This window comes from Pseudomonas carassii, from assembly GCF_036324045.1.
Taxonomy (GTDB): Bacteria; Pseudomonadota; Gammaproteobacteria; order Pseudomonadales; family Pseudomonadaceae; genus Aquipseudomonas; species Aquipseudomonas peradeniyensis.
Map to the genome: position 1 here is coordinate 114,369 of NZ_JAZDCT010000013.1, position 26,379 is coordinate 140,747.

The window sequence follows — 26,379 nt, forward strand, 5'->3', positions numbered from 1 at the left end:
TGTTTCATTCACGGCCGCGCAGGCCCTTGTGGCGCGCGCGATTGTAAAACCTTGTCAAACAAACAACAGCCAGAAAGATCGCCCGCCTTACTGCGGATCGAGGTCGTTGAACTGGCAGTATTCTCCCCAGGCCATGCCCAGCGCCTCGGCCACTTCGCGATGCGTCTCCAGGCGCATGGCCTGCAGTTGCTCCGGCGACTCGGCGATCAGTTGCAAGGCATATTCCCAGGGCTCGACACCCTGCTCCTGCGCCGCGTCCTCGAACGCCCACTCGATCTGCTGGGCCTGCTCGCGGGCATCCAGCTCGCGAATCTCTTCGAGCAGCTGCGGATTGGCCTCGGCGAAACGTTGCAGCGCCAGGGCCTGGCGCGCTTCTTTTGCGATCATCTGCGCTATTCCTCTGCCGACCCTCGGCCAGCCCTTCAACCGGCTGAAATCTATCAGCTTTTATCGCTCCGCCACCAGTAGCCACGAGGCCCATACGGCGAAAACAAAAAAGGCGCCCGATCATCCGATCCGGGCGCCTTCTTCAAATATGGGGTGGACGATGGGAATCGAACCCACGACAACCGGAATCACAATCCGGCGCTCTACCAACTGAGCTACGCCCACCATAATGCAGTGTTGCGGTACAGCCTTACAGAAACATGGTGCGGACGAAGAGACTCGAACTCTTACAGCTTGCGCCGCTGGAACCTAAATCCAGTGTGTCTACCAATTTCACCACGTCCGCATGAAACTCAAAAACAAAGGCGCCGGATCATTCAATCGAGGCGCCCCTGCAGAATCTGGGGTGGACGATGGGAATCGAACCCACGACAACCGGAATCACAATCCGGCGCTCTACCAACTGAGCTACGCCCACCATATTGCGGTACTGCTTACTTGCCCAGGCCTTAATGGCGCACCCGGCAGGACTCGAACCTGCGACCATCCGCTTAGAAGGCGGATGCTCTATCCAGCTGAGCTACGGGCGCTTAAGCTTACAGCCCAGCCGAACAAACGAACCGCTTATTCTGCCCGACTTTGCCAACCCGTGCCAGGCAGTGCCCGACAAGTGCGGCGAATCTTATAGGCGACCCTGCAGGTCGTCAACACCTTTCGCAAAAAAATTTAAATTATTGAAGGGGTTAGGGGATTTGCCCGACCACCCGCCTTTGCCCTTGGGCCGTGTCGTGCGAGAATGCGCGCTTCTTATATATGTTCCCTTCTCGATGGTTAATCACGCGTCTATGACTGCACACCTAATCGATGGCAAGGCGATCGCCGCCAACCTGCGCCAGCAGATCGCCCAACGTGTCGCCGAGCGCCGCCAGCAGGGCCTGCGCACGCCAGGCCTGGCGGTGATCCTGGTCGGTACCGACCCGGCCTCCCAAGTCTATGTCTCGCACAAGCGCAAGGACTGCGAAGAGGTCGGCTTCATCTCCCAGGCGTTCGACCTGCCCAGCGAGACCACGCAGCAAGCCCTGACCGACCTGATCGATCGCCTCAACGATGACCCGGCCGTCGATGGCATCCTGCTGCAGTTGCCGCTGCCCGAGCACCTGGACGCCTCCCTGCTGCTCGAGCGCATCCGCCCGGACAAGGACGTGGACGGTTTCCACCCGTACAACATCGGCCGCCTGGCCCAGCGCATCCCGCTGCTGCGCCCGTGCACGCCCAAGGGCATCATGACCTTGCTGCACAGCACCGGCCAGGACCTGTACGGCATGAACGCGGTGATCGTCGGCGCGTCCAACATCGTCGGCCGACCGATGGCCATGGAACTGCTGCTGGCCGGCTGCACCGTCACCGTCTGCCACCGCTTCACCAAGGACCTGGCCGGCCACGTCGGCCGCGCCGACCTGGTGGTGGTCGCCGCCGGCAAGCCGGGCCTGGTCAAGGGTGAATGGGTCAAGGAAGGCGCCATCGTCATCGACGTCGGCATCAACCGCCAGGACGACGGCAAGCTGGTCGGTGACGTGGTCTATGAGACCGCCCTGCCTCGCGCCGGCTGGATCACCCCGGTGCCGGGCGGCGTGGGCCCGATGACCCGCGCCTGCCTGCTGGAGAACACCCTGTATGCGGCTGAAGAGCTGCACAAGTAGGTTGTTCCGGCAATGACGCAACGGCGCCTCTCGAGGCGCCGTTTTCATTTGCGCACTTCATCCTCGTGGGATATCAGCCGATTCCGCTGCCAAGCTAGCCATTTCAGCTGGACCGGCTGCCCACCCTCCGCGCTTCAGCCGGGATTGTCTCGCGATCCCTCCGACAATGGTCACACAGCCCACCCGTGGATGCGTGCCCAATGCAAACAACAAATACCGTCCTCATGATTCGCCCGGCGCGGTTCGCCTTCAACCCCGACACCGCCGCCAACAACCGCTTCCAGCAGGCGCCGCCGGACCCGCAGGCCGCCAGCGAAAAGGCTCTGGAAGAATTCGACGGCTACGTCGACACCCTGCGCCAGCACGGCGTCGATGTGCTGGTGGTGCAGGACACCCCCGAACCCCATACCCCTGACTCGATCTTCCCCAACAACTGGTGGAGCAGCCACGCCGACGGCAGCCTGGTGCTGTACCCGATGGAGGGCGAGAACCGCCGCCTGGAGCGCAGCAAGGGCGTGCTGGGCGTGCTGCAGGAGCGCTTCGCCATCCAGCGCACCATCGACCTTAGCCCGCTGGAACAGCAGAATCTGTTCCTCGAAGGCACCGGCAGCATGGTCCTGGACCGCGAGCACCGCATCAGCTACGCCTGCCACTCCGGGCGCACCCACGAACGCGCCCTGCGCCAGTTCGCCGAGCGCCTGGACTATCGCCTGTGCCTGTTCCACGCCGTGGACCGCCGCCAGGCGCCGATCTACCACAGCAACGTGATGATGAACGTCGGTCGCCAGCTCGCCGTGGCCTGCCTCGACGCCCTGCCCCACCCCGATGAACGCCGCGCCCTGGAGCATTCGCTGCGCGATACCGGCAAGCAGGTGCTGGCGCTCAACTTCGACCAGCTGGAGAACTTCGCCGGCAACATGCTCGAAGTCCACGACCGTGACGGCCGCTCCCTGCTGGTGATGTCGCGCAGCGCCTGGCATGCGCTCGACGCCGACCAGCGCCGCCAGGTCGAGCGGCACAGCCATCCGTTGGTGGTGAACATCGACCATATCGAACGCATCGGTGGCGGCAGCGCGCGCTGCATGCTCGCCGAAGTCCACCTGCCCTCGCGCCACTGACTCGACAAGGAGAATCATCATGACCCGCTACATCGACGTGCACGACCTCGCCCACCTGGTCAACCGCAAGGGCCTGCCCACCTGCTTGGCCGAGATGGCCGAATACATCCGCCAGGACTACCTGCGCTGGCACGACTTCGAGAAATGCCCACGCCTGGCCAACCACTCGGCGGACGGCGTGATCGAGCTGATGCCGGTGTCCGACGCCAACCTGTACGCCTTCAAGTACGTCAACGGCCACCCGAAGAACACCCGCAATGGGATGCTCACAGTGATGGCCTTCGGCGCCCTGGGCGATGTCGACACCGGCGCGCCGGTGCTGCTCAGCGAGATGACCCTGACCACCGCCATCCGCACCGCCGCCACCTCGGCCCTGGCCGCCCGCTACCTGGCGCGCCCGGACAGCAAACGCATGGCGCTGATCGGCAACGGCTCGCAGAGCGAGTTCCAGGCCATCGCCTTCCATGCGTTGCTCGGCATCGAGGAGATCCGCCTGTTCGATATCGACCGCAAGGCCTCGGAGAAACTGGCGGCCAACCTGGCCGGCTTCCCACAGTTCAAGCTGATCATCGCCAACAGCGTGGCCGAGGCCGTGCGCGGCGCCGACATCGTCACCACGGTCACCGCCGACAAGGCCTACGCCACCATCCTCACCCCAGAGATGATCGAGCCTGGCATGCACCTCAACGCCGTGGGCGGCGACTGCCCGGGCAAGACCGAGCTGCACCGCGACATCGTCGAGCGGGCGCGGGTAATCGTCGAGTACGAACCGCAGAGCCGGATCGAGGGCGAGATCCAGCAGATGCCGACGGACTCGCCGACCACCGAGTTCTGGCAGGTGGTCGAGGGGATCGCCGCCGGGCGCGAGAACGCCACCCAGGTGACGCTGTTCGACTCGGTCGGCTTCGCCCTGGAGGACTACTCGGCCCTGCGCTATGTGCTGGATGTGGCCAAGGCGCTGGACATCGGGCGGGATATCGCGCTGGTTCCGCAGCTGGAGAATCCGAAGGACCTGTTTGCCCTGCTGCAGCCGAAAGCGGCGGCACGTAAGGTCAACGCCGCCTGACCGGCCTGGCACGCCCCCCCCCCTGTAGGAGCGGCCTTGTGTCGCGAGAGGGCTGCGCAGCAGCCCCAGGGGTTCAGCTATGCAGCCGATATTGCCGGGGCCGCTCTGCGGCCCTTTCGCGACACAAGGCCGCTCCTACAGGGGACCGCGTACACCGCGACCGACAAGCATGGCGGTCGCTCAACCTGACAGAAACCGCTGTCGCACTTCCATAAATCTTTGTCGGAACAGCCGATTCGGCTGCAAAAAGCAACTTTACAGCCGAATCCGGCAGCCCGCGCGCAGGCAAACGACACAAAAAACCTGTCTATCTCGCGCATTCTGAGCCCGACCCATGAGTCACCGACGGACCTACACGCGCTAATCGCCCTACTACCAATAACAACACCCAGGGACCCAAGACCATGCCCTCCATGCGAAAACGCCTCGGCGTGCTGCTGTTCTCGTTGTGCGCCACCACCCTCACCCAGGCCAAGGAGTGGACCGAGATCCGCTTCGGCGTGTTCCCCGAATACCCACCGTTCGAGTCCGTCGCCGCCGATGGCAGCCTGCAAGGCTTCGACATCGACCTGGGCAATGCCATCTGCGCCAAGCTGCAGGTCAAGTGCACCTGGGTGCACAACGAATTCGACGGCATGATCCCCGCCCTGCGCGCCCGCAAGTTCGACGCCATCATGTCGTCGATGGCCGTTACCCCGGCACGGCTGAAGCAGATCGACTTCAGCAATCGCCTGTTCCTCAGCCCCACCTCGGTGATCGTGCGCAAGTCGGCCGACTTCGGCGACAGCGCCGAATCGCTCAAGGACAAGCAGGTCGGCGTGCTCCAGGGCTCGCTGCAGGAGGCCTACGCCCGCGCCGTGCTGGCGCCGCTGGGCGCGCAGGTCAAGGCCTACCAGGGCCAGGACCAGAACTACGCCGACCTGCTCAACGGCCGCCTCGACGCCACCGTCACCGACAAGCTCGAAGCTCAGCTGAACTTCCTCTCCAAGCCCGAGGGCGCCGACTTCAGGAGCGGCCCGGCGATCAAGGACCCGACCCTGCCGCTGGACATCGCCATGGGCCTGCGCAAGACCGACCCCGAGCTCAAGGCCCTGCTCGACAAAGGCATCGCCATGATCCACGCCGACGGCACCTATGCCGAGATCCAGAAGAAATACGTCGGCGACCTGGACATCTACAACGAGTGACCCGGCAGGCCGCCCGCCTCCCCCCTGTGGGAGCGGGCTGGCCCCGAGATAGCCTCCCCGCGAGATCCCTCCCATGCACGACTTCCTCACAAGCGGCCTGCAAGGCTTCGGCCCGCTGCTGGCCCAAGGCACCTGGATGACCGTCAAGCTGGCCCTGCTGTCGCTGGCGCTGAGCCTCGCGCTCGGCCTGATCGGCGCCAGCGCCAAGCTGTCGCGATCCCGACTGCTGCGCCTGCCGGCCACCCTCTACACCACGCTGATCCGCAGCGTCCCGGACCTGGTGCTGATCCTGCTGATCTTCTACAGCATGCAGATCTGGCTCAACGACCTGACCGAGGCGCTGGGCTGGGACTATGTCGAGATCGACCCGTTCGGCGCCGGGGTCATCACCCTGGGCTTCATTTATGGCGCGTATTTCACCGAAAACTTTCGCGGCGCCATCCTCAGCGTGCCTGCCGGCCAGCTGGAGGCCGCCACCGCCTACGGCCTGAGCCGGGCACAGCGGTTTCGGCTGGTGCTGTTCCCGCAACTGATGCGCTTCGCCCTGCCGGGGCTGGGCAACAACTGGCTGGTGCTGCTCAAGTCCACCGCGCTGGTGTCGATCATCGGCCTGGCCGACCTGGTCAAGGCCGCGCAGAACGCCGGCAAGACCACCAACGACGTGTTGTTCTTCCTGTGCCTGGCGGGCCTGGTGTACCTGGTCATCACCAGCCTGTCCAACCGCCTGCTCAAGTACCTGGAGCGGCGCTACAACATCGGCATCAAGGAGCTGGCGCGATGATCGAACTCCTTCAGGAATACGGCCTGGCCTACCTGTACCACGACGGCAGCGGCCTCTCGGGCCTGGCCATGACCCTCTGGCTGTTCCTGGCCAGCATGGTGCTGGGCTTCGCCTTGTCACTGCCCCTGGCCCTGGCGCGCACTTCGCGCCACGCCTGGCTGCGCCTGCCGGTGCAGCTGTACACCTTCGTGTTCCGCGGCACGCCGCTCTATATCCAGCTGCTGATCTGCTACACCGGGCTCTACGGCCTGGAGGTGGTGCGCGAGCATGCCCTGCTCGACCAGTTTTTCCGCAACGCGCTGAACTGCACCCTGCTGGCATTCGTGCTCAACACCTGCGCCTACACCGTGGAAATCTTCGCCGGGGCCATCCGCAACCTGCCCGCCGGCGAGCTGGAAGCAGCCCAGGCCTACGGCCTGCGCGGCTGGAGGCTCAACCTGTTCCTGGTCCTGCCGGCGGCCCTGCGCCGTTCGCTGCCGGCCTACAGCAACGAGCTGATCCTGATGCTGCACGCCACTTCGCTGGCCTTCACCGCCACCGTCGCCGACATCCTCAAGGTGGCCCGCGACGCCAACGCCGCGACTTTCCTGACCTTCCAGGCCTTCGGCGTCGCCGCCTTGCTGTACATGCTGCTGTCCTTCGCCCTGGTCGGCCTGTTCCGCGTGGCCGAACGTCGCTGGATGCGCTTCCTTGACCCTGTACGAGGCTGAACCCATGACCGCTACCGCACTGCCACTCACCACCTTCGAACAGGCCCCCATGGCGCGCGCCCATGCCGGCACCCTCAAGCTCAGCGTCGACGGCCTGCACAAGCACTATGGCGAGCACCAGGTGCTCAAGGGCGTCTCGCTGCAGGCGCGCAAGGGCGACGTGATCAGCCTGATCGGCGCCAGCGGCTCGGGCAAGAGCACCTTCCTGCGCTGCATCAACTTCCTCGAAAAGCCCAACGCCGGCAGCATCACCCTCGACGGCCAGACCCTCGACCTGAGCAAGGGCACCCCGCCAGCGGCCCAGCTGCAGAACCTGCGCACGCGCCTGGCCATGGTGTTCCAGCACTTCAACCTGTGGAGCCACCTGACGGTACTGGAGAACATCTGCCTGGCGCCGCGCAAGGTCCTCGGCATCAGCGCTGGCGAAGCCGAGGCGCGAGCGCGCAAGTACCTGGACAAGGTCGGCCTGCCGGCCCGCGCCGCCGACCAGTACCCGGCGTTTCTCTCCGGCGGCCAACAGCAGCGCGTGGCCATCGCCAGGGCGCTGGCGATGGAGCCGGAGATCATCCTGTTCGATGAGCCCACCTCGGCGCTGGACCCCGAGCTGGTCGGCGAAGTGCTCAAGGTGATACAGACGCTCGCCGAGGAAGGACGTACCATGCTCATGGTCACCCATGAAATGGGGTTCGCCCGCCAGGTGTCGAGCCAGGTGCTGTTCCTGCACCAGGGCCTGGTCGAGGAAAGCGGCAGCGCCGAGATCCTCGACCGGCCACAGAGCGAGCGCCTGCGGCAGTTCCTCTCCAATCGTCTGAAGTGAAGTCACGCCGCATATGGATACCAAGGCCATCACCCCCGCCGCCGCACCGCTGGATCGCATCGATGAAGCGATCATCGACGTGCTGCGACACCAAGGAAGGATCACCTACGAGAAGCTCTCCACCCTCGTGCACCTGACCCCCAGGCCCTGCCTGGAACGGGTGCGCAAGCTGGAGCGGCGCGGGGTGATCCGCGGTTACGGGGCAATCATCGACCTGCAGCAGGTCTCCCCCGGGCTGTCGTTACTGGTGCTGGTAGCGTTATCCAACCAGAGCGGGCGCTCGGCGCAACGGGCCTTCGAGGCCACCGTGCGCGCCTGCCCGCAGGTCTACGAGTGCCAGCTGATCAGCGGGCACTTCGACTACAGCCTGCGCATGCGCTGCCGCGACATGGAGCACTATCGGGTGCTGACCGAGACCTGGATGAACAACGACGAGCTGCATATCGACAAGCTGGTGGCGCATCCGGAGCTGGCGGCGGTGAAGAGCACGGCGCCGCAGGCGTGAACAGGCACTACCCCTGCAGGAATGGCTTTGTCCGTTCCTGCAGGGGCAAGCTCAGCACCACGCCTGTGGCTGCCGGTAGTCCGCCACCCACTGCGCCACCGCCTCCACCGGCATCGGCCGGGCGATGCCGTAACCCTGGGCCAGCTCGCAGCCCAGCCCCATCAGCACCCGCCCGTGCTCGACAGTCTCCACCCCTTCGGCGATCACTTCGCGCCCGAACGCCCGCGCCAGTCCGATCACCGCGCCGGCCAGGGCCAGGTCGTCATGATCATGAAGGATGTCGCGCACGAAGGACTTGTCGATCTTGATGGTCTGCGCCGGCAGGCGCTTGAGGTAGCTCAAGGAGGAATAGCCGGTACCGAAATCGTCCAGTGAAAATCGCACGCCGAGCGCACGACAGGCGTCGAGGCAACGACCGACTCGCGGCAAGTTGTCGATCGCCACGGACTCGACGATCTCCAAGTCCAAGCGCCCGGGCGCCACCCCGGGATGACGCGCCAGCAGGTGCTCAAGGCGCTGGGCAAAGTCGCCGCGCTGCAGCTGGCGGGCAGCGATGTTGACGCTCAGTGACCAGTCACGCCCGGACAGCTGCCACTGCTGCAACTGGGTCAAGGCCTGGTCGATGACCCACTCGCCCAGCTCGACGATCAGGTCGGTCTGCTCCACGAAGGGCAAAAACTCCCCCGGCGGCACCGGCCCCTTGGACGGATGCATCCAGCGCAGCAACGCCTCGAACCCGATCACCTGACCGCTGCGCATGTTCACCTTGGGCTGGTAGTGCAGGCACAGTTCGCCCTGGCGCAGGGCCTGGCGCACCCGCGCCACGGTCTGGTGGGTGGCCTTGAGCTCAAGCTCCTGGGACACGTCGAACAAGTGGTAGCGGTTGCGCCCGCGCTGCTTGGCCACGTACATGGCCTGGTCGGCGTGGCGCACCAGGGTGTCGGCGTCCTCGTCATCCTGCGGGAACAGGGTCACGCCGATGCTCGCGCTCAGGCTCAGCGGGTGATCACGCACCACATAGGGCGCGGCCAGCGCCTGGAGAATGCGCTGCAACGCCGCATGCAACTGCTGCGGGCCTTCGATATGGCGCAGGATCAGCACGAACTCGTCGCCCGACAGGCGCGCGACCGCATCGCCTCCGCGCAGGATGTTCTGCAGGCGCTGGGCGACTTCCACCAACAGCAGGTCGCCGGTGGCATGGCCGTAGCCGTCGTTGACCGCCTTGAAGCCATCAAGGTCGAGCATGCACACCGCCAACGGAATACTCTCCCGCCGGGAGAACGCCAAGGCTTGGTTGAGCAGGTCGGACAGGTAGGCGCGGTTCGGCAGGCCGGTCAGCACGTCATGCCCCACCCGCCACTGCAGGGTGTGCAACAACTGGCGCTTCTCGGTGACGTCGAAGCGGATCGACACGTACTTGCGCACCTGGCCGGTGTGCGGGTCGATCAGCGGCACCATGGTGCTGTCCACCCAGTACAGCGAGCCGTCCTTGGCGCGGTTGCAGATCTCGCCCTTCCACACCCGGCCGGCGGCCAGGGCGCGCCACATCTCGAGGAAGAAGGTCGGCTCGTGCAGCCCGGAGTTGAGGATGCGGTGGTTGGCCCCCAGCAGTTCCTCGCGACTGTAGCCGGAGATGCTGCAGAACTGCTGGTTGACGTAGGTGATGCAACCGCGCAGGTCGGTTTCGGAAAAGATCGCGGCCGCATCGACGGCCGCGCGGTAGTTATCGTCCATAAGCCTCGCAACCTAGCGGTTGAAGCGCTCCACCAGGGCGCGCAGCCCGGCGCACACTTGCTCCAGTTCCGCGCCGCGCACGGCCGCGGCATTGGCGCGGCGGGCGCTCTGCTGCACCGTGCCGGCCACGCCGTTGATCTGCCGCGAGACATCCTCGGCCACGCTGGACTGCTCCTGCGAGGCCGCGGCCATCTGCTGGCTCATGTCGCTGATGCGCTGCACCGCGTGCTGGATGCCCTGCAGGGCCTCCCGGGTCAGGGCGACCTGGGTCACGCCCTGCTGCGCGCCTTCCAGGCCCTGGCTGGCGATGCTCACCGCCTGCTCGGCACCGCCGCGCAGGCTGTCGATGATCGACTGGATATGCAGGGTCGACTGGCGGGTCTTGTCGGCCAAGGCGCGGACCTCATCGGCAACCACCGCGAAGCCGCGCCCCTGCTCGCCGGCGCGGGCCGCTTCGATGGCGGCGTTGAGCGCCAGCAGGTTGGTCTGCTCGGCGATGGCGCGGATCATACCCGCCGCCTCGGCGATGGCACCGGTCTGACCAGCCAGGTCGTTGACCGCCTGGTTGATCTGCCCGACCGTGCCGGCCAGGCTCTGGATCGCCGCCCCGCTGGCGTCGGCCACCTGGCTGCCCTGCCCGGCCAGCAGGTGCGCGGTGTGCGCCTGCTCGGCGGTCAGTTGCACGTGGCCGGCGACCTCGCCGATGGAGGCGGCCATCTCGGTCATGGCGGTGGCGGTGAGGTCAGTCTCGGCCCGCTGCTCGAGCAGCGCCGACTCGGTACTGCGCGACAACCGCCCGGCATCCTGGGCGGCGCCGGCCATCTGCGCGGCGAGGTCGCTCAGGCGGGTGAGCGCGGTCTTCAAGCGCGCCTCCTCGCTGACCAGGATCAGCTCCAGCTGCCCGGCGGCACCGGGCAGGTCGCTATAGGTCAAGGCCGCGACCGGGTCGCTGAAGGTGTTGTCTGCAACCTGAACGATGCGCCGCAAGTGGCGCCCCATGCGGCTCTGCGCCCACAGGCCGACGCCGGCGAACAGCGCCAGGGTCAGGCCTTGGGCGGGCAGGTCCGGCAATACCTGACCGGCGCCAATGGCCACGGCCCCCGCCAGCAGCGGCAGCGCCATGGCCCGCCCCAACAGGGCCAGGCGCCGGGTCGGCGACAGCGCCGCCTTGCCTTCACGCAGCCGGGCATACAGGGCTTCGGCGCGGGCCACCTGCTCGCGGGTCGGACGCACGCGCACCGACTCGTAGCCGACCACCTGGCCGTTGTCGAGCATCGGCGTGACGTAGGCGTTGACCCAATAGAAGTTGCCGTTGCGACAGCGGTTCTTGACGATGCCCATCCAGCTGCGGCCAGCCTTGAGGTACTGCCACATCAGCTCGAACACCGCCTCGGGCATGTCCGGGTGACGCACCAGGTTGTGCGGGCTGCCGATCAGCTCGTCCTGGCTGTAGCCGCTGATGGCGGCAAACTCGGCGTTGCAATAGGTGATCAGGCTGGCCGTGTCGGTCGCCGAAATGAGTCGCTGATGCTCGGGAAAGCTTTGCTCGACCGGATTGACCGGCAGGTTCTGACGCACGATGAGACTCCATTCATACACGGCCCGACGCATGACCTGACAGGAGGCCAGGGGCGCCGGAACCGTTCATCCTGGATCAGTTCCAATGTCCGACAACGCTTGCACACGGACCGGCAAATGGCCGGATCGCCCTGGACGACGACTTGAATGACTGATCAATCAAAGCGGCGAATTCTACGAATTCCATCACATTTTGCAAATAAAGGTGACGAATCATGGCGTTGCGCCATATCGACATATATCGTTAAGTGCTTGATTCTAAATGGGAATTGAGTGATGACGAGAACAGGTCTAGGTCCAGCCCTGCGCCGCTACCGCAAACTGGCGGGCCTCACTCAGGCGCAACTGGGCGAGCGAACCGGCTTCGACCCCAAGACCATCAGCCGTTTCGAAACCGGTACCTACACTCCCAGCATCGAGTCGTTGGTGAGCTTCGCCGAGGCCCTGGGGGTCAAGCCGAAAGTCTTCTTCAGCGACCCCGACGACGAAGACGAACAGCGCGCCTACCTCTTCGGCGTGATCCACAACGCCCCTCCCAAGGACCTCGGCAAGCTGATCGCCGCCGTCGATCAGGTGCTGGCCAAGTCGTGAGATCCTTCGCGTACCACGCTCAAGCAGAGGCGTCCTGATCACACTGATAGCAAGACCGAGATCTCCCTCTTGATCTGGCTTATGCCCGGGTCGTTGGTCACCACGCTCCCAGAACACTCAGGCATATGCCTGCGCCCACAAACCCTCCCGTGACCAAAACCAATAGCAAGAGCCCAACGTCCAGTCTTTCAAGCGTGCTTGCAGCACCCCTTTCAGTTCGCACGGACTCCCAGCGCTCTTGCGCTTGAGGTCCTCTCGGATGTCCACGACGGTCTCTGAACAAAATAAAACCAGAATTCAAATCGTCTTTCATGATACCTCCAAGATAGAAAACTCAATCCCCTGTCAACAACAACGCCCACTCATTAAAAACGACAGAGCCAGGCAATTTCAGATTTTTCAAGCCAGCTCTTCGCGCTCTTCCTGACATGTCAATTCAGTGTGGGCACCATTTCCCTCAGAGACGAACACCACGACCAGAACAAGTCCCAACAGCGCAAAACCACTCAACAAATACAAACCACTGTCGAAACTGCCCGACCAATCTTTGGCCATACCTACCATGCCTGGCCCAAGGAATCCGCCTAAATTCCCGACCGAATTGATCAATGCAATACTTGCCGCCGCGCCGACCCCACTCACTGTTGAGCCTGAAAGTGCCCAGAAGGGCCCCTTGCAACCCATGATGCCGATCGTACCAATGCTCATCGCCAAAACACTCAAACTGATATTCTCGAACAGCGCAGCCCCACTCAAACCACCCGCAATCATCAAGAAAGCCGTGCTTAAAAATACCTTGCGCTTGAGCGCCTTGTCAGAAACTACACCCATGACAATCATGCCTACACATCCTGCCAGGTAGGGGATCGCTGAAATATACCCCACCGCCATACCATCAAATCCATGCTGCTTTATTATCTGAGGCAGAAACATGGACAACCCAAGATTCGATGCCGTCGCACAAAAATAGACAAGACACAAGATAAGAACCCGTGGATCACAAAACACCTGCCAAACAGAGGCCTTACACGTTGACTGCCTGGTTTTCACCACCTCATCCAACGCCAATTCCCGCTTGATCCAAGCCTTCTCGGAGGCGGTCAACCATTTCGCAGCACCCGGCGAGTCAGGTAAATATCGGAGCACCACAGGTACCAGCAGCACACCGGGCAACCCCTCGATAATGAATAACCACTGCCACCCCTGCAAACCCAACAAACCGTCCAGTTCAAGTAGCAATGTGGAAAGCGGAGCACCGAGCACCAAGGCAACCGGGATGGAAAGCATGAACAGTGAAATGATTCTGGCGCGGTAACGAGACGGAAACCAAAGCGTAAGGTACAGAATCACTGCTGGAAAGAACCCTGCCTCGGCGACGCCCAGGAGAAAGCGCAACAGCAGAAAGCTGCCAGCCCCCTGAACAAAAGCCATGCACATGGAAATGGCGCCCCAGGTAAACAGGATTCTCGCAATCCAGCGACGCGCACCAAACTTCACCATCAGCAGATTGCTGGGAACCTCGAACAAGCAGTATCCAACGAAAAACAATCCAGCACCCCAGCCATAAACAGACGCACTCAAACCAATGTCCGCATTCATGCTAAGCGCAGCGAAACCGATATTGACACGATCCAGATAGGACACGATGTACAGGCAAATCAACAGCGGCAAAATCCCCAGCGCCGCTTTATGCACGACCTGCTGCTCCACATTTTTAACCATGGCGGCATTTCCTCGTTCTTATTTTTATACACACGCATGAACATCATGACTCGAAACAAACTTGAGCGTCCCTCACGCATAAGACTGCCACGCGCTTAACCAAGAGAAAAACCATAAAAAGTCAGTCTATTCATGCAAAAAAAACATGAATGATGCTCGACTTTACCTTTGCGGACCGTCATAAAAACGGCTACCCTGCAGGACGATATATCATTACATTTACAATCTGAGCGCGCGCGAGGTAGTTGTTATGCATCCCAGGAAGCATATCCCATCGATGACCGCGCTCCTGGCGTTCGAGACCTCCGCGCGCCTGGGCAGCTTTACCCGGGCAGGCGATGAACTTTGTCTCTCACAAAGTGCCGTGAGTCGCCAAGTACAGTCGCTGGAGGAGATCCTGGGGGTAGAGCTGTTTGAACGAGTTGGCAGACATATCGTGCTGACGGTTATTGGCCAACGTTATCTCATGGAGGTCAGTCACGCGATCACGCGTATTCGTAACGCAAGCATGCAAGCGATGTCGTACGGGAGCAGTGAATGCTCCTTGCACCTGGCCGTTCTGCCCACTTTCGGTAGCAAATGGCTGTTGCCACGGCTATGTGACTTCTACAAGCAGCACCCTGACATATTTGTACATCTGCATACGCGCGTCGGCGCCATAGACTTTGCAAGCATCAGCTTCGATGCGGTCATTTGTGTTGGTGAAGGTACATGGGAGGGGGTCTCCGCTTACAAATTGATGGATGAAGAACTGGTCCCCGTCGTCAGCGCGCACACGGCCAACCTCTATCAAAGCGCAGAAGACCTTCGGCATGCTCTGCTACTTCGACTTGTCAGCAGGCCCGGCTTGTGGCTTGAATGGTTGAAGTACCAAGGCGTAATGCCCGACAGCCTTCGCCTGGGTCCACACTTTGAACTGACCACGCATTTGATCCAGGCGGTATCCGCTGGAATAGGCGTCGGCCTGCTGCCGAAGTTTCTAATCAGAGATGAACTTGAGAATGGTACGTTACAAATCCCCTTCGAATCCCGCTACCTGATCCACTCCGGCTACTACCTGTTGATCCCGCCACATAAATCGGAAAACAGGGCAGTGACCGTTTTTTGCCAATGGCTCAGGCAACAAGCGGACTCCACCCGCTGAAACGAAACAACAACCCGCCTGAAACGCAAAGCGAAAAGCCCCCCGGCAAGCTGATCGCCCCCCTCGATCAGGTGCTTTCCAAGCCGTGAAATCCCCCCGCGCACCACGCTAGAGCAGACGCGTCTTCACTGCACCTTAACTGGTCAGACCGGTAAGGCCGAAATCGCTTGCAAAGTGAAAAAAATCGGCGTTTTATGGCTCGGCAGTGAACAAACCGGTAAGACCACAATAATTAAGTCCTGCGCTCTTTCGCTCCGTGTGGCTTGGGGGGCAAGGACACCGACCAGAGACTCCTCCCATGCTCAAATGGTGTTCGCGTTCGATCTTCCTCCAGGTTGTGCTCGGCCTTGCCCTCGGCATTGTCTGCGGCCTGAGCTTCCCCGACCTGTCCCTGCAACTCAAACCCCTGGGCGACGGCTTCATCAAGCTGATCAAGATGCTCATCGGCCTGATCGTGTTCTGCGTGGTGGTCAGCGGTATTTCCGGCGCCGGCGACCTGAAGAAGGTCGGGCGCATCGGCCTGAAATCGGTAATCTACTTCGAGGTGCTGACCACCCTGGCCCTGGTGATCGGCCTGGTGTTCGCCTTCTCCACCGGCATCGGCAGCGGCGCCAACATCCACCTCGACCAGCTGTCCAGCGCCGATGCCGGCGCCCTGGCCGAGCGCGGCGCGCACATCCACAACACCACCACCTTCCTCATGGACCTGATCCCCACCTCGGTAGTGGGCGCCTTCGCCGACAACAACATCCTCCAGGTGCTGCTGTTCTCGGTGCTGTTCGGCAGCGCGCTGAACCTGGTGGGTGAGTCGGCCTCGGGCATCTCGCGGCTGATCAACGAACTCAGCCACGTGATCTTCCGCATCATGGGCATGATCGTGCGCCTGGCCCCGATCGGCGTGTTCGGCGCCATCGCCTTCACCACCAGCAAGTACGGCCTGAGCTCGCTGCAGCACCTGGGCGGCCTGGTGGCGTTGTTCTACCTGACCTGCGCCGGCTTCGTGCTGATCATCCTCGGCACGGTGATGCGCCTGTCGGGCCTGAGGCTGCTGCCGCTCATCAAGTACCTGCGCGAGGAGCTGTCCATCGTCCTCGGCACCGCCTCCTCCGACGCCGTGCTGCCCCAGGTGATGCGCAAGCTCGAGCACCTCGGCATCGGCAGCTCCACCGTCGGCCTGGTGATCCCCACCGGCTACTCGTTCAACCTCGATGGTTTCTCCATCTACCTGACCCTGGCCATCGTGTTCATCGCCAACGCCACCGGCACGCCGCTGGCGATGACCGATCTGCTGACCATTCTTCTGGTGTCGCTGGTGACTTCCAAGGGTGCCCACGGCATCCCAGGCTCGGCCCTGGTGATCCTGGCCGCCACCCTGACCGCGGTACCGGCGATCCCGGTGGTAGGCCTGGTGCTGGTACTGGCCGTGGACTGGTTCATGGGCATCGGCCGGGCGCTGACCAACCTGATCGGCAACTGCGTCGCCACCGTGGCCATCGCCCGCTGGGAGAAAGACATCGACCTGGAACGCGCCCACAACGTGCTGGCCAACAAGCCTGGCTTCGCCCCGATCACCCGCAAGCAGGGCCAACCCCATCAACAGGAATTCTAAGCCCAAGGCCGCCGGCGCCCAGCGCCGGCCGGCCAAGCGCAAAGATGCCGCGTCAACCAAGGAGCGAACCGTGATCAGCTCTTCGACCGTAGTCAATTCAGTGGTGGAGAAACTCCGCCAGGCCCTGGCCCGCGGCCAGTGGCGCAGCGGCGACATGCTGCCCGGCCAGCGCGAGCTGGCCGAACAACTGGGGATCAGCCGGCCAAGCCTGCGCGAGGCGGTGATCGTCCTGGAAACCCTGGGCCTGGTGCGCTCGATGCCCGGCAAAGGAGTGCTGGTGCTGGATGCCGACGCCGCCCAGGCGCAGGAAACGGACACCATCGCCGAGGCCAGCCTGGCCGACGTGCTCGAGCTGCGCTACACCCTCGAGCCCTTCATCGCCGGGCTGGTGGCGCAATCGGCCGGCAGCCAGGACATCGGTCAGCTGCGCCTGACCCTGATGGACATGCGCGAAGCCCTCGAGGCCGGTGACAGCGAGGCCGGCATCAACGCCTACATCACCTTCCACGAGGCGCTGTTCGCCCTGACCACCAACCCGATCTTCCAGAGCGTGGTGCAGCAGACCGGCAATGCCCTCAAGCAGAGCGCCGCCATGCTGCGCAACTCGCCCGAGCACCTGGCCGCGCGCTTGAGCGAGAACGAGGCAGTGGTGCGCGCGATCCGCGAGCGCAACAGCGCCAAGGCCAGCCAGCAGATGCGCCAGCACATCCTCGCCGAGGGCCAGCGCATGGGCATCGCCCTGAACATCCCGGACGACCAACCAGGCACCTGAACAAAGAAGGAGAGCGACCATGACCGCCTGCGCCCAAGCCGCCCCCCGCCTGCCTGCCCTGCTCGGTGCCGGCGAGACCCGCCTGTCGGCGGAACAGATCTACCCCCGGCTGTTCGACGCCATCCTCGAACAGCGCCTGCCGCCCGGCAGCGCCCTGCCCGAGCAGGCGCTGGGCAATGCCTTCGGCGTCAGCCGCACGGTGATCCGCCGGGTGCTCGGGCGCCTGTCCGACCAGCAGGTGGTGGTGCAGCGCCCCAGTCATACCGCGCACCTGGCCGCGCCCGACCCCGAGCAGGCGCGCCAGGTGCTCAGCGCTCGACGCCTGGCCGAGACCACCCTGATCGGCCTGGCCACCCAGCGCGCCCGACCGGCGCAGATCCGCCAACTGCGCCTGCTGGTCGAGCGCGAGCGCCAGCACCATGAGCGCGGCGAACGCTGCACGGCGATCCGCCTGGGCGGCGAATTCCATATGAAGCTGGCGCAGATGGCCGCCAACGCACCGCTGGCGCGCTTTCTCAATGGCCTGGTGCCGATGACCTCGCTGATCATCGCCCGCTACGAATCGCCGTGCTGCGAGCACTGCGCGTGGCAGGAGCACGCGGCGATCATCGATGCAGTGGAAAGTGGCGACGGCCAGACCGCCCTGAGCCTGATGCACGAGCACCTGGATCGCCTGGAGGGCAAGCTGGAACTGGACGGGCCCAAGGGAAGCCGTGCCGGATGATCAGGCGGCGGGATCCGGGCGAGACTCCAGGGCATCCCGACATCCCGTCGGGCTTGTCCAGCCGAAGGCGCCATGAACACAACTGCAACCCTTGCCCAATCAGTCAGCCATTCACCCGATCGCATTCCCACGGCCCCGCCGGAGGCCGCGCCAGCGCCAAGACCAAGCCCGGCAGGCGGTGAACTCAGCGCGGCAATGTCGCTGGACACACTGGCCAGTGACGAGTCCTATGTACTGTTCGACGAACATGGGCGAGTCCTGTGCGCCCAGCAGCAAGGATCCTGGGGTTGGGCCTATCTGGGCGACTTCGATACCTTCAACTCGGATGTGCTCTACATCGCTGTGTCGGCCTCAGGCCATGGGCGCCCAGCCACGCTGGATGTCTCGGCGAACGATCGCCCCTGGAGCCTTTACGCCAATGGTCCCATCGGCAGGGACCCTTGGCTGTTCGCCTCCGGCCAAAACTGGCCAGGCTATCCGCGCATCAACCTGTGCCCCGTCAGCAACGGCAACGACGCCCAGCAATTCACCCTGCAGGTCGAAATCGACGGTGAGCGCAAAGCCTTCAAGGCCGGCAGCAGCACCTGGGACTGGCTGTACCTGGCAAGCCCCGCAAAGGAACCCACGCGCTTCACCCTGCATCGTTACCATATCACCGGCCAACGCCTGTTCGACCTCATCAAGACAACCTGGCCGACCGTTGCCGCCGACGCGCTTTGTGAAGCCGACAGCGCTTACCAGGCCATCTCGTCACACCACGCCAAGCAAATCTGGCAGGACACGGGCCTTGGCCGTTGCCGCTGGCGCAGCGAAAGCTTCGACTGCGATGACTTTGCCTTCGTCTATAAAGGCCAGGCCTCGCTCGACGCCTACCACGGCAATGCAACCTACCCCTACGCCGTGGGCTGGATCGCAGGGACGTGTGGGGACGAAGCACACGCGGTGAACCTGTTCCTGGACCTGGATGGCCATCTCAAGACCCTGGAGCCACAAACCGGCGAGATCATGCTGGCGCAAGATTGGCCCTATGCGCCGTACCAGGTGCTGATCTGAGACCTGTCACTCTCCACCTGCTACATCGACCGAGCTGAACGCCACCGAGTCGACGCCAGGCAGGATCAACACTTCGTCCCCCAACGACCACTCCGCCGCCCGCGCCGCCAGGGCGGCGGGCACACCCGGCGAGCCGCCTGGGCCGGGCGGCACGTCGTAGGTGGCGTGAGCATCGTGCGCCAGCAACACCTCGAAATCCCGCTGCAACGCGGCACGAGCGGTGGCGGCCAGGCACATTTCAGAGAGCAGGCCACACAGGGCAAGGCACTGGACACCCAGCTCATCCAGCAAGGCCTGCAGCCCGGTCTCGACAAAGCCGTCGTCGTCAGTCTTGAACAGCACGTGCTCGCCCCGGCCCGCCGGGAAGTACAACTGCCAGCCGGCCGTGTGCGGGGCGTCCGGACTATCGGGCGCGCCGTCGTTCTGCAGGAAGATCACCGGCACGCCGGTCTGCCGTGCCCGCGCCAGCAGGCGGGCGATGCTCGCCTGCAGGGCGAGGTGATCGGGTACGGCGTCGGCCCCTTCCATGAACGCGCATTGCACGTCCACCAGCAACAGGGCTTCGGCCCGGGGGATCGGTTCAGCGGGCATGCGGCGCTCCAGGGAGAGAGATGAAAGGCCGAGCATAGCGCAGCCCCAAGGCGCGCCGTACCATGAGCGCCGATTCATCAGAGTGCCTTGGAGGCCAACATGAAACACGCTATTGCACCGGTGGGCGCGGAACATTTCGATCGGCTGGCCGATCTGTGGGAAGCCTCGGTACGGGCGACCCATGACTTTCTTCCCGATGGCTATATCGAGCGTCTGCGGCCGCTGGTGCGCGAGCAGTACCTGGGCTTTGTCGAACTGCGTGCCTGGCGAGACAGCGACGGTCATATCCAGGGGTTTGCCGGGGTCCATGACGGCAAGCTGGAAATGCTCTTCGTCGACCCCGCCTGCCGCGGCCAGGGCATCGGCAAGGCGCTGCTGGCCACTGTGGTCGAGGAATTGGGGGTGCGTGAGGTGGACGTCAATGAACAGAACCCGCAAGCGGTGGGGTTCTACCTGAAGCAGGGGTTCGTCCAGGCCGGCCGTTCCGAGGTGGATGGCCAGGGTGATCCGTATCCATTGCTGCACTTGAAGCTGGAGGGGTGAGCATGTCATTCACGCCTGCAAAGGGGGCCGCTTTGCGGCCCATCGCGGGACGAGCCCGCTCCTACAGGTATTGCGCAGTACCTGTAGGAGCGGGCTTGCCCCGCGATGAGGCCTTCAAGACAAACCTATACTTCGGATAACCACCCAGCCTCTCGCCAAGGGGGCAATCCGCGTGAAATCAATCCTCGTGATGTTTGCGCTCTGCCTCCTGCTGGCCCTCGCCGGCTGCGCCGGCAAACGCCCCCCGGCGCCGCCGCCACCGCAGAACCTGCCCCCCGCCGTCTGGCAGCGCATCGACCAGGACATCATCGAAGCCTCGATCGGTGCCGCAGGCTCGGCCAACGACTACGCCCGACGCTCCATGCGCGTGTGGAAGGAACAGGTGCAGCAGCGCACCGAGAACAACTTCATCCCCTGGTTCACCGGCTACTGGACCCAACAATGGCTCACGCTCAAGGTGGCCTGGTACACGATGAACAGCGGCAACGGCAACGAGCCGCCAGAGAAGCGCCTGGGCCTGTATCTGCAGGCGCAATACCGCGAACGGGTGATCGACCCGGTGGCCGAGCAGATCAACCCCGAGGGTATCCGCGACCGCGCCAGTGAGCTTTACCTGCAACTGCTCGGCCAGCAGCTACCGACGATCATCCAGCGCTACAACGCGCCGCCCGAGCAGTTCAGCCAGCGCCTGAACCGCATCCCGATCATCGCCCTGGGGCCGCCGGACGCGCGCAACGCCTCGCTTTACCAACTGCTACGGGCCAAGTCGCTGGACCAGCAACCGGCCTGGCAATCGCTGCGCCAGCACCTGCACCAGCAGGCCGCCAAGGGTCCCGGGCAGACCGACGCGGGGCTGTCGTCGGTGGCCACCCAAGCCAGCGAGAAACTCGGCGCCACCCTGGCCCCACGCGGCGCCGCCAGCGCGATCGCGGCGGCGGTGGGCAAGGCGGCGGGGGCGTTGATCTCGGTGGCGGCGACTGGCTACGGCATCATCACCCATGATCGCGAGCAGCCGCAGATGGTCGAGCAGCTGCGGGTGATCCTCAATGTGGCGCTCAACCAGGAATGGCAGGAGCTGATGGAGAACCGCCAGAGCGGGGCCATGGCCGGGGTGTATTACCTGTCGGGGCAGGTGGAGGACAGTTTGCTGGGATATCGATCCCCCTGATCCGAAGCCAACGCGCTCCCTGTAGGAGCGGCCTTGTGCCGCGAAAGGGCTGCGAAGCAGCCCCAGGATTTCAGCATTTCTACATAGATCGCCGGGGCTGCTGTGCAGCCCTTTCCGGCCGGTCCGACGCCTCGGCAAGGCCGCTCCTACAGCAGGCTCAGGCCGTCGCCAACGCCGAGGTCGGCAAGCCAAAGATCCGGTCGAACGCCCAGTTGTAGAGGAACGTGTAGCACGGCACCAGGATGATGAACGCCAGGTCCACCAGCAATGCCTCCAGCAGGGTCATGTCCAGCCACCAGGCAATCAGCGGGATCAGGTACACCACCAGGGTCAGCTGGAAGCCGATGGCATGCGCCACCCGCCGCCCCAGGCTGCGCCCGCGCTTGGCCTGACGGCTCTCCCAGCGCTCGAACAAGGTGTTGTAGATGAGGTTCCAGAGCATGGCGATGGTGGTGATCATCACCGCCAGCGGGCCGGTGTGCGAGGCCTGGGTGTCGGACAGGTAGGCCAGGCCCAGGGTCGACATGCACAGGCCGATCAGTTCATAGAAGGTCACGTAGACCAGTTTGCGTTTGAGTCCTTGCACGGGATTACCTTGCTGCGGGTATGACGAAGGCGCGCAGGATGAATCAATAAACTTGACAGAAAAAGTCGGCAGCTTTCAGATCCACTGAAAGGAGACTGCCATGAACTTTTCCAGCGACACCATCCTGCTGTTTCTCGCCGTGCTTGACCGCGGCTCGTTTTCCGCCGCCGCGCGGACCCTTGGTCGCGTGCCCTCGGCGGTGAGCATGGCCATTGGCAACCTCGAGGCGGAGCTCGGCTACCCGTTGTTCGAGCGCGGCTCACGCGAAGCGCGTCCGACCGCCCAGGCCCAGGCCCTGGAGCCCCATGCCCGGCTGATCGCCGAACAGCTCGGGCTGCTGGAGGTGCATGCGCTGGAGCTGTCGCGCGGGCTGGAAAGCAGCCTGGCCATCGCCGTGGTCCCGGATATCGACCAGCGCCCGTTGCTCGAAGCCATTACCCGCCTTGGCGAGCGCTACCCGCTGCTGGACATCGAACTGCTCGCCGCGCCTCAGGAAGAGGCCCTGCAGTTGCTCGACAGCGGTCGCGCCGGCCTGTGCCTGGCCTTCGCCGGGTTGCAGGTGGACCCGCGGCGCAGCTTCCAGCACATCGCCATGGAATCGCTGGTGGCCACGCTGTCGCCGCAGCACCCCGCCCTGCGCGAAGGGCGCATCCGTCACCTTGAGGACCTGGTCAACCTGCGCCAGATCCTGGTGCGCAGCCGCGACCTGCCGCTGTCCGACCCGCGCTCGCTGATCGGCACCTCGCACTGGCGCACCGACAGCCTGGACCTTGCCGTGCAGATGGTCGAGGCCGGCCTCGGCTGGGGCGATTTGCCCCTGTCGCGGGTCGCGCCGCTGATCGACGCCGGGCGCCTGGTGCGCCTGGAATTCCACAACACCCGCAACGAACTGCAGTTGCCGGTGAATGCCTTCTGGCTCAAGCAGCAACCCCTCGGCCAGGCGGCCAGGGCACTGGTGAGCCTGTTGGCTTCGAAATGATTTGTCACCCTGTCAGGGCAATTCCGCCAAGCACTGCGACATTTAGTCTTTCAACATTTTTCAGAATCGGCCGATAGCGTTGCAACAGGCTCCGCCATTCGTGCCACAAGCACGCGGCGCCCTCCTTTCACTGGCTCAAGGTCTCGAAACATGAACCTGAAATTCCGCCACAAGATCCTGCTCAGTGCCTGCGCCGTCGTCGTACTGGCCTTCGCGCTGTTCACCCTCTACAACGACTACCTGCAACGCAACACCATCCGCCAGAACATCGAGTCCTCGGTGCGCCAGGCCGGCGCGCAGACCGCCAGCAGCGTGCAGAACTGGATGAGCGGACGCATCCTGGTGCTGGAGAACCTGGCCCAGGACATCGCCCAGCAGGGTGCCGGCAGCAACGTGCCGGGCCTGGTCGACCAACCGTCGTACACCAGCAACTTCCAGTTCACCTATTTCGGCCAGAACACCGGCCTGTTCACCCAGCGCCCCGACGCCAAGATGCCCGATGGCTACGACCCGCGTCAGCGCCCCTGGTACACCCAGGCCGTGGCCGCCAACCAGACCATGCTGACCCCGCCCTACATGGCGGCGGTCGGCGGCCTGGTGGTGACCATCGCCATGCCGGTCAAGGCCAAGGGTAGCGGCGAGCTGATCGGTGTGGTCGGCGGTGACCTGAGCCTGAACACCCTGGTCGACATCATCAACGCCGTCGACTTCGGCGGCATCGGCCACGCCTTCCTGGTCGACCGCAATGGCCAGGTGATCGTCAGCCCGGACAAGGACCGGGTGATGAAGAACCTCAAGGACATCTACCCGGGCTCACCGCTGCGCGTGGAAAGCGGCATCCAGGAAGTGAGCCTCGATGGCAAGGAGCGCATCATTTCCTTCGCCCCGGTCGACGGCCTGCCGTCGGCGCAGTGGTACATCGGCCTGTCGATCGACAAAGAAAAAGCCTACGCCCCGCTGAGCCAGTTCCGCACCTCGGCCATCATCGCCATGCTCATCGCCGTGGCCGTCATCGCCGGCCTGCTGGGCCTGCTGATCCCGGTACTGATGAGCCCGCTGACCACCATGGGCCGCGCCATGCAGGACATCGCCGAAGGCGAAGGCGACCTGACCCGCCGCCTGGTCGTGCAGCAGAAGGACGAATTCGGCGAGCTGGCCACCTCGTTCAACCGCTTTGTCGAGCGTATTCACGCCTCGATCAGCGAAGTGTCGTCGGCCACCCGCCTGGTGCATGACCTGTCGGAAAAAGTCGTAGGCGCCTCCAACGCCTCGCTCTCCGGCTCCGAAGAGCAGAGCATGCGCACCAACAGCGTCGCCGCCGCCATCAACGAACTGGGCGCCGCCACCCAGGAGATCGCCCGCAACGCCGCCGACGCCTCGCAACACGCCAGCGGCGCCAGCGAGCAGGCCAACGGTGGCCGCCAGGTGGTCGAAGAGGCCATCAGCGCCATGACCGCCCTGTCCGAGCGCATCAGCGAATCCTGCGAGCAGATCGAGACCCTCAACGCCAGCACCGACGAGATCGGCAAGATCCTCGACGTGATCAAGGGCATCTCCCAGCAGACCAACCTGCTGGCGCTCAACGCCGCCATCGAGGCCGCCCGTGCCGGTGAAGCCGGCCGTGGCTTCGCCGTGGTCGCCGACGAAGTACGCAACCTGGCCCACCGCACCCAGGAGTCGGCCGAAGAGATCCACCGCATGATCACCAGCCTGCAGGTCGGCTCGCGCGAGGCGGTGCACACCATGAACACCAGCCAGGTTTCCAGCGAAGAGACCGTGCAGGTGGCCAACGAGGCCGGCGAGCGCCTGGCCAGCGTCACCCAGCGCATCGGCGAGATCGACGGCATGAACCAGTCGGTGGCCACCGCCACCGAAGAGCAGACCGCCGTGGTCGAGAGCCTGAACCTGGACATCACCCAGATCAACGCGCTGAACCAGCAAGGGGTGGAGAACCTCAACGAAACCCTGCGCCACTGCGACGCCCTGAGCCAGCAGGCCGGGCGCCTGAAGCAACTGGTCGGCAGCTTCCGCATCTGACCTGCCGCCCGCTCCCGCATGCACTGCGGGAGCGGGCTTGCCTCGCCAGCGTGGCCCTCAGGCCACCGCCACCTTCGCCCCCCGGCCCCGCCGCACCCACCCCACCAGCACCGCCGCCATCAGCACCAACCCCAGGTAACCGAACAGCGGATACACCTGCCCGACCAGGCTGATGAACCCCACCAGGCTGCAGACGAACCCGACCCCACCGGCCACCACCGCCCCCCAGCGGAATTTCACCGTACCCGCCGGCAGCAACCGCGACAGGAACGAGAACAGCGTTCCCACCGCCGTGTTGACGATCATCCCGAAGATGATCAGGCACATCACCAGCCCCAGCAGCGGCGACACCTCGCCGGCAATCGACAGCATCGGCATCGGCAGCGCGGCAACGCTGTCCAGGCGCGACAGCAGCCCCGCGCTCATCACCAGCATCAGCCCGCCGAGCGCCGCGCCGCCCAGCAGGCCGCCGACCACGGCGACCCGCCCGTTGCGGGCCGAGCCGCCGAGGATCGCCAGGATCGGCGCCCCGGCAACGATGTTGTAGGAGACATACAGGAACGCCCCGAGCAACCAGTGATGGGTGCCCGCCTCCTGCTGGCTGGCCACCTGGTCGAGCGCCGCGAAACTCAGGCTGCGGGTGCACACCGCGTACAACGCGATGGCCGAGGCCACCAGGATCAGCAGCGGGGTGATCGCGCCGATGGCCACCATCACCTTTTGCACATCCAGGCAGACGATGGCCACCACCAGCACCGTGACCAGCACGCTGCCGGCCAGCGCCGGGATGCCGAATTGCTGCTCGAGCAACGCGCCGCCGCCGGCGAGCATGACCACGGTCACGCCGAACATGAAGAAGGTGATGAGCCAGTCGACCAGCACGCCCAGGTGGCGACCGCAGATGGCCTGGATCACCTCCTTGTGCGAAGTGGCCTGAAGGCGGTTGCCCAGCCCCGCCAGGGCCATGCCGAGAAACGTGAACAACGCGGCGCTGACCAGCGCGCCGACCAGGCCCCAGACGCCGAAATCGACGAAGAACAACAGCAGTTCCCGCCCGGACGCGAAGCCCGCCCCCACGATCACGCCGACGAATGCGCCGGCGATCTTCAGCTGCTCTTGCATGTGCACCTCTGGTTTTTATTGTTGTGTCGGGTCGTTGCAGGGTGTCGTGGGGGGGGGGGGGGGGGGGGGGGGCGCGCCCCCCCCCCCCCCCCCCCCCGCCCCCCGGCCCCCCCCCCCCCCCCCCCCCCCCCGCTCCTACACGCCGAGCGCGATGC

At 64.3% G+C, this 26,379-nt stretch carries 25 protein-coding genes, 4 tRNA genes and 1 pseudogene; 19 read left to right on the top strand and 11 right to left on the bottom strand.

Features of this window, described 5'->3' with window-relative positions:
* Window positions 1-87: 87 nt before the first annotated feature.
* The 5 genes from V0R62_RS12140 to V0R62_RS12160 form a co-directional block, all read right to left on the bottom strand.
* Window positions 88-387 (bottom strand): DUF6388 family protein, encoded by a 300-nt coding sequence (locus tag V0R62_RS12140; RefSeq protein ID WP_330103887.1) that lies wholly within the window; start codon window positions 385-387, stop codon window positions 88-90.
* A 149-nt stretch (window positions 388-536) separates the two neighbouring features.
* Window positions 537-612 (bottom strand) — tRNA-His (locus V0R62_RS12145).
* Between the two features lie 36 nt (window positions 613-648).
* Window positions 649-733: transfer RNA gene (locus V0R62_RS12150), tRNA-Leu, on the bottom strand.
* 56 nt (window positions 734-789) lie between these two features.
* Window positions 790-865 (bottom strand) — tRNA-His (locus V0R62_RS12155).
* A 35-nt stretch (window positions 866-900) separates the two neighbouring features.
* Window positions 901-977: transfer RNA gene (locus V0R62_RS12160), tRNA-Arg, on the bottom strand.
* A 255-nt stretch (window positions 978-1,232) separates the two neighbouring features.
* Between V0R62_RS12160 and folD the strand changes: the two genes are divergently transcribed.
* The 8 genes from folD to V0R62_RS12200 all read left to right on the top strand — a co-directional run bounded on the left by folD (window position 1,233) and on the right by V0R62_RS12200 (window position 8,271).
* Window positions 1,233-2,087: a bifunctional methylenetetrahydrofolate dehydrogenase/methenyltetrahydrofolate cyclohydrolase FolD gene (gene folD, locus V0R62_RS12165; RefSeq protein WP_050705047.1), complete on the top strand. Its 855-nt coding sequence runs from the start codon at window positions 1,233-1,235 to the stop codon at window positions 2,085-2,087.
* A 200-nt stretch (window positions 2,088-2,287) separates the two neighbouring features.
* A complete protein-coding gene (gene ctlX / locus V0R62_RS12170) occupies window positions 2,288-3,205 on the top strand; it encodes a citrulline utilization hydrolase CtlX (RefSeq protein WP_330103888.1) in 918 nt (305 codons plus the stop codon).
* A 19-nt stretch (window positions 3,206-3,224) separates the two neighbouring features.
* Entirely contained in the window at window positions 3,225-4,271 is a 1,047-nt protein-coding gene (locus V0R62_RS12175) for an ornithine cyclodeaminase (RefSeq protein ID WP_330103889.1), read from the top strand.
* A 404-nt stretch (window positions 4,272-4,675) separates the two neighbouring features.
* Window positions 4,676-5,458 carry an ABC transporter substrate-binding protein gene (locus tag V0R62_RS12180; RefSeq protein WP_408005669.1) on the top strand — a complete coding sequence of 261 codons (783 nt, stop codon included), beginning with the start codon at window positions 4,676-4,678 and terminating at the stop codon, window positions 5,456-5,458.
* Between the two features lie 73 nt (window positions 5,459-5,531).
* The gene (locus V0R62_RS12185) at window positions 5,532-6,239 is read left to right on the top strand and encodes an ABC transporter permease (protein WP_330103891.1); all 708 of its coding nucleotides are present in this window, start codon (window positions 5,532-5,534) and stop codon (window positions 6,237-6,239) included.
* Window positions 6,236-6,949: an ABC transporter permease gene (locus V0R62_RS12190; RefSeq protein WP_330103892.1), complete on the top strand. Its 714-nt coding sequence runs from the start codon at window positions 6,236-6,238 to the stop codon at window positions 6,947-6,949. Before V0R62_RS12185 ends, V0R62_RS12190 begins: the two co-directional genes overlap by 4 nt.
* Window positions 6,950-6,998: 49 nt before the next feature.
* A complete protein-coding gene (locus tag V0R62_RS12195) occupies window positions 6,999-7,766 on the top strand; it encodes an ABC transporter ATP-binding protein (protein WP_330103906.1) in 768 nt (255 codons plus the stop codon).
* Window positions 7,767-7,779: 13 nt separating this feature from the next.
* Entirely contained in the window at window positions 7,780-8,271 is a 492-nt protein-coding gene (locus tag V0R62_RS12200) for an Lrp/AsnC family transcriptional regulator (protein ID WP_050705041.1), read from the top strand.
* 51 nt (window positions 8,272-8,322) lie between these two features.
* Here the strand turns inward: V0R62_RS12200 and V0R62_RS12205 are convergent, their stop codons facing one another.
* Together V0R62_RS12205 and V0R62_RS12210 are read right to left on the bottom strand one after the other, a co-directional pair.
* A complete protein-coding gene (locus tag V0R62_RS12205) occupies window positions 8,323-10,005 on the bottom strand; it encodes a putative bifunctional diguanylate cyclase/phosphodiesterase (protein WP_330103893.1) in 1,683 nt (560 codons plus the stop codon).
* A 12-nt stretch (window positions 10,006-10,017) separates the two neighbouring features.
* Window positions 10,018-11,583, bottom strand: coding sequence for a methyl-accepting chemotaxis protein (locus V0R62_RS12210; RefSeq protein ID WP_330103894.1), 1,566 nt, complete (start codon window positions 11,581-11,583; stop codon window positions 10,018-10,020).
* A 276-nt stretch (window positions 11,584-11,859) separates the two neighbouring features.
* On the opposite strand from V0R62_RS12210, the gene V0R62_RS12215 reads away from it, so the two are divergent.
* Window positions 11,860-12,174, top strand: a complete 315-nt coding sequence (locus V0R62_RS12215; RefSeq protein ID WP_186733400.1) for a helix-turn-helix domain-containing protein — start codon at window positions 11,860-11,862, stop codon at window positions 12,172-12,174.
* 399 nt (window positions 12,175-12,573) lie between these two features.
* On the opposite strand, the gene V0R62_RS12220 is transcribed toward V0R62_RS12215, so the two are convergent.
* A complete protein-coding gene (locus tag V0R62_RS12220) occupies window positions 12,574-13,896 on the bottom strand; it encodes an MFS transporter (protein ID WP_330103895.1) in 1,323 nt (440 codons plus the stop codon).
* A gap of 277 nt (window positions 13,897-14,173) precedes the next feature.
* On the opposite strand from V0R62_RS12220, the gene V0R62_RS12225 reads away from it, so the two are divergent.
* The 5 genes from V0R62_RS12225 to V0R62_RS12245 all read left to right on the top strand — a co-directional run bounded on the left by V0R62_RS12225 (window position 14,174) and on the right by V0R62_RS12245 (window position 19,198).
* Window positions 14,174-15,040: a LysR substrate-binding domain-containing protein gene (locus V0R62_RS12225; RefSeq protein ID WP_330103896.1), complete on the top strand. Its 867-nt coding sequence runs from the start codon at window positions 14,174-14,176 to the stop codon at window positions 15,038-15,040.
* Between the two features lie 298 nt (window positions 15,041-15,338).
* Window positions 15,339-16,649 carry a C4-dicarboxylate transporter DctA gene (locus V0R62_RS12230; protein WP_050705037.1) on the top strand — a complete coding sequence of 437 codons (1,311 nt, stop codon included), beginning with the start codon at window positions 15,339-15,341 and terminating at the stop codon, window positions 16,647-16,649.
* A gap of 70 nt (window positions 16,650-16,719) precedes the next feature.
* A complete protein-coding gene (locus tag V0R62_RS12235; protein WP_330103897.1) occupies window positions 16,720-17,421 on the top strand; it encodes a FadR/GntR family transcriptional regulator in 702 nt (233 codons plus the stop codon).
* 19 nt (window positions 17,422-17,440) lie between these two features.
* Window positions 17,441-18,145 (top strand): GntR family transcriptional regulator, encoded by a 705-nt coding sequence (locus V0R62_RS12240; RefSeq protein WP_330103898.1) that lies wholly within the window; start codon window positions 17,441-17,443, stop codon window positions 18,143-18,145.
* A gap of 195 nt (window positions 18,146-18,340) precedes the next feature.
* Window positions 18,341-19,198 carry a lectin MOA-related protein gene (locus V0R62_RS12245; RefSeq protein ID WP_330103899.1) on the top strand — a complete coding sequence of 286 codons (858 nt, stop codon included), beginning with the start codon at window positions 18,341-18,343 and terminating at the stop codon, window positions 19,196-19,198.
* Window positions 19,199-19,204: 6 nt separating this feature from the next.
* Here the strand turns inward: V0R62_RS12245 and V0R62_RS12250 are convergent, their stop codons facing one another.
* Entirely contained in the window at window positions 19,205-19,789 is a 585-nt protein-coding gene (locus tag V0R62_RS12250) for an isochorismatase family protein (protein WP_330103900.1), read from the bottom strand.
* 99 nt (window positions 19,790-19,888) lie between these two features.
* Between V0R62_RS12250 and V0R62_RS12255 the strand changes: the two genes are divergently transcribed.
* Entirely contained in the window at window positions 19,889-20,332 is a 444-nt protein-coding gene (locus V0R62_RS12255) for a GNAT family N-acetyltransferase (protein WP_330103901.1), read from the top strand.
* Window positions 20,333-20,522: 190 nt separating this feature from the next.
* The gene (locus tag V0R62_RS12260) at window positions 20,523-21,500 is read left to right on the top strand and encodes a hypothetical protein (protein WP_330103907.1); all 978 of its coding nucleotides are present in this window, start codon (window positions 20,523-20,525) and stop codon (window positions 21,498-21,500) included.
* A gap of 157 nt (window positions 21,501-21,657) precedes the next feature.
* Here V0R62_RS12260 and V0R62_RS12265 read toward each other — a convergent pair whose 3' ends face one another.
* Window positions 21,658-22,086 (bottom strand): PACE efflux transporter, encoded by a 429-nt coding sequence (locus V0R62_RS12265; protein WP_330103902.1) that lies wholly within the window; start codon window positions 22,084-22,086, stop codon window positions 21,658-21,660.
* Between the two features lie 100 nt (window positions 22,087-22,186).
* On the opposite strand from V0R62_RS12265, the gene V0R62_RS12270 reads away from it, so the two are divergent.
* From V0R62_RS12270 to V0R62_RS26830, 3 genes and pseudogenes are all read left to right on the top strand, one after another.
* Complete coding sequence (locus V0R62_RS12270; RefSeq protein WP_330103903.1) at window positions 22,187-23,065, top strand: LysR family transcriptional regulator; 879 nt, start codon at window positions 22,187-22,189, stop codon at window positions 23,063-23,065.
* A 150-nt stretch (window positions 23,066-23,215) separates the two neighbouring features.
* A pseudogene (locus V0R62_RS26825) lies at window positions 23,216-24,247 on the top strand (HAMP domain-containing protein); the annotation flags it as partial.
* 114 nt (window positions 24,248-24,361) lie between these two features.
* Window positions 24,362-25,102, top strand: a complete 741-nt coding sequence (locus V0R62_RS26830; protein ID WP_371263136.1) for a methyl-accepting chemotaxis protein — start codon at window positions 24,362-24,364, stop codon at window positions 25,100-25,102.
* 57 nt (window positions 25,103-25,159) lie between these two features.
* Here the strand turns inward: V0R62_RS26830 and V0R62_RS12280 are convergent, their stop codons facing one another.
* A complete protein-coding gene (locus V0R62_RS12280) occupies window positions 25,160-26,224 on the bottom strand; it encodes a YkvI family membrane protein (protein ID WP_330103904.1) in 1,065 nt (354 codons plus the stop codon).
* Between the last annotated feature and the right edge of the window lie 155 nt (window positions 26,225-26,379).

Excerpts from the sequence above, each read along its gene's own strand:
- V0R62_RS12140 (WP_330103887.1), bottom strand. The coding sequence starts at position 387 with ATGATCGCAAAAGAAGCGCGCCAGGCCCTGGCGCTGCAACGTTTCGCC.
- folD (WP_050705047.1), top strand. The coding sequence starts at position 1,233 with ATGACTGCACACCTAATCGATGGCAAGGCGATCGCCGCCAACCTGCGC.
- ctlX (WP_330103888.1), top strand. The coding sequence starts at position 2,288 with ATGCAAACAACAAATACCGTCCTCATGATTCGCCCGGCGCGGTTCGCC.
- V0R62_RS12175 (WP_330103889.1), top strand. The coding sequence starts at position 3,225 with ATGACCCGCTACATCGACGTGCACGACCTCGCCCACCTGGTCAACCGC.
- V0R62_RS12180 (WP_408005669.1), top strand. The coding sequence starts at position 4,676 with ATGCCCTCCATGCGAAAACGCCTCGGCGTGCTGCTGTTCTCGTTGTGC.
- V0R62_RS12185 (WP_330103891.1), top strand. The coding sequence starts at position 5,532 with ATGCACGACTTCCTCACAAGCGGCCTGCAAGGCTTCGGCCCGCTGCTG.
- V0R62_RS12190 (WP_330103892.1), top strand. The coding sequence starts at position 6,236 with ATGATCGAACTCCTTCAGGAATACGGCCTGGCCTACCTGTACCACGAC.
- V0R62_RS12195 (WP_330103906.1), top strand. The coding sequence starts at position 6,999 with ATGGCGCGCGCCCATGCCGGCACCCTCAAGCTCAGCGTCGACGGCCTG.
- V0R62_RS12200 (WP_050705041.1), top strand. The coding sequence starts at position 7,780 with ATGGATACCAAGGCCATCACCCCCGCCGCCGCACCGCTGGATCGCATC.
- V0R62_RS12205 (WP_330103893.1), bottom strand. The coding sequence starts at position 10,005 with ATGGACGATAACTACCGCGCGGCCGTCGATGCGGCCGCGATCTTTTCC.
- V0R62_RS12215 (WP_186733400.1), top strand. The coding sequence starts at position 11,860 with ATGACGAGAACAGGTCTAGGTCCAGCCCTGCGCCGCTACCGCAAACTG.
- V0R62_RS12220 (WP_330103895.1), bottom strand. The coding sequence starts at position 13,896 with ATGGTTAAAAATGTGGAGCAGCAGGTCGTGCATAAAGCGGCGCTGGGG.
- V0R62_RS12225 (WP_330103896.1), top strand. The coding sequence starts at position 14,174 with ATGACCGCGCTCCTGGCGTTCGAGACCTCCGCGCGCCTGGGCAGCTTT.
- V0R62_RS12230 (WP_050705037.1), top strand. The coding sequence starts at position 15,339 with ATGCTCAAATGGTGTTCGCGTTCGATCTTCCTCCAGGTTGTGCTCGGC.
- V0R62_RS12240 (WP_330103898.1), top strand. The coding sequence starts at position 17,441 with ATGACCGCCTGCGCCCAAGCCGCCCCCCGCCTGCCTGCCCTGCTCGGT.
- V0R62_RS12245 (WP_330103899.1), top strand. The coding sequence starts at position 18,341 with ATGTCGCTGGACACACTGGCCAGTGACGAGTCCTATGTACTGTTCGAC.
- V0R62_RS12250 (WP_330103900.1), bottom strand. The coding sequence starts at position 19,789 with ATGCCCGCTGAACCGATCCCCCGGGCCGAAGCCCTGTTGCTGGTGGAC.
- V0R62_RS12255 (WP_330103901.1), top strand. The coding sequence starts at position 19,889 with ATGAAACACGCTATTGCACCGGTGGGCGCGGAACATTTCGATCGGCTG.
- V0R62_RS12260 (WP_330103907.1), top strand. The coding sequence starts at position 20,523 with ATGTTTGCGCTCTGCCTCCTGCTGGCCCTCGCCGGCTGCGCCGGCAAA.
- V0R62_RS12270 (WP_330103903.1), top strand. The coding sequence starts at position 22,187 with ATGAACTTTTCCAGCGACACCATCCTGCTGTTTCTCGCCGTGCTTGAC.
- V0R62_RS26830 (WP_371263136.1), top strand. The coding sequence starts at position 24,362 with ATGCGCACCAACAGCGTCGCCGCCGCCATCAACGAACTGGGCGCCGCC.
- V0R62_RS12280 (WP_330103904.1), bottom strand. The coding sequence starts at position 26,224 with ATGCAAGAGCAGCTGAAGATCGCCGGCGCATTCGTCGGCGTGATCGTG.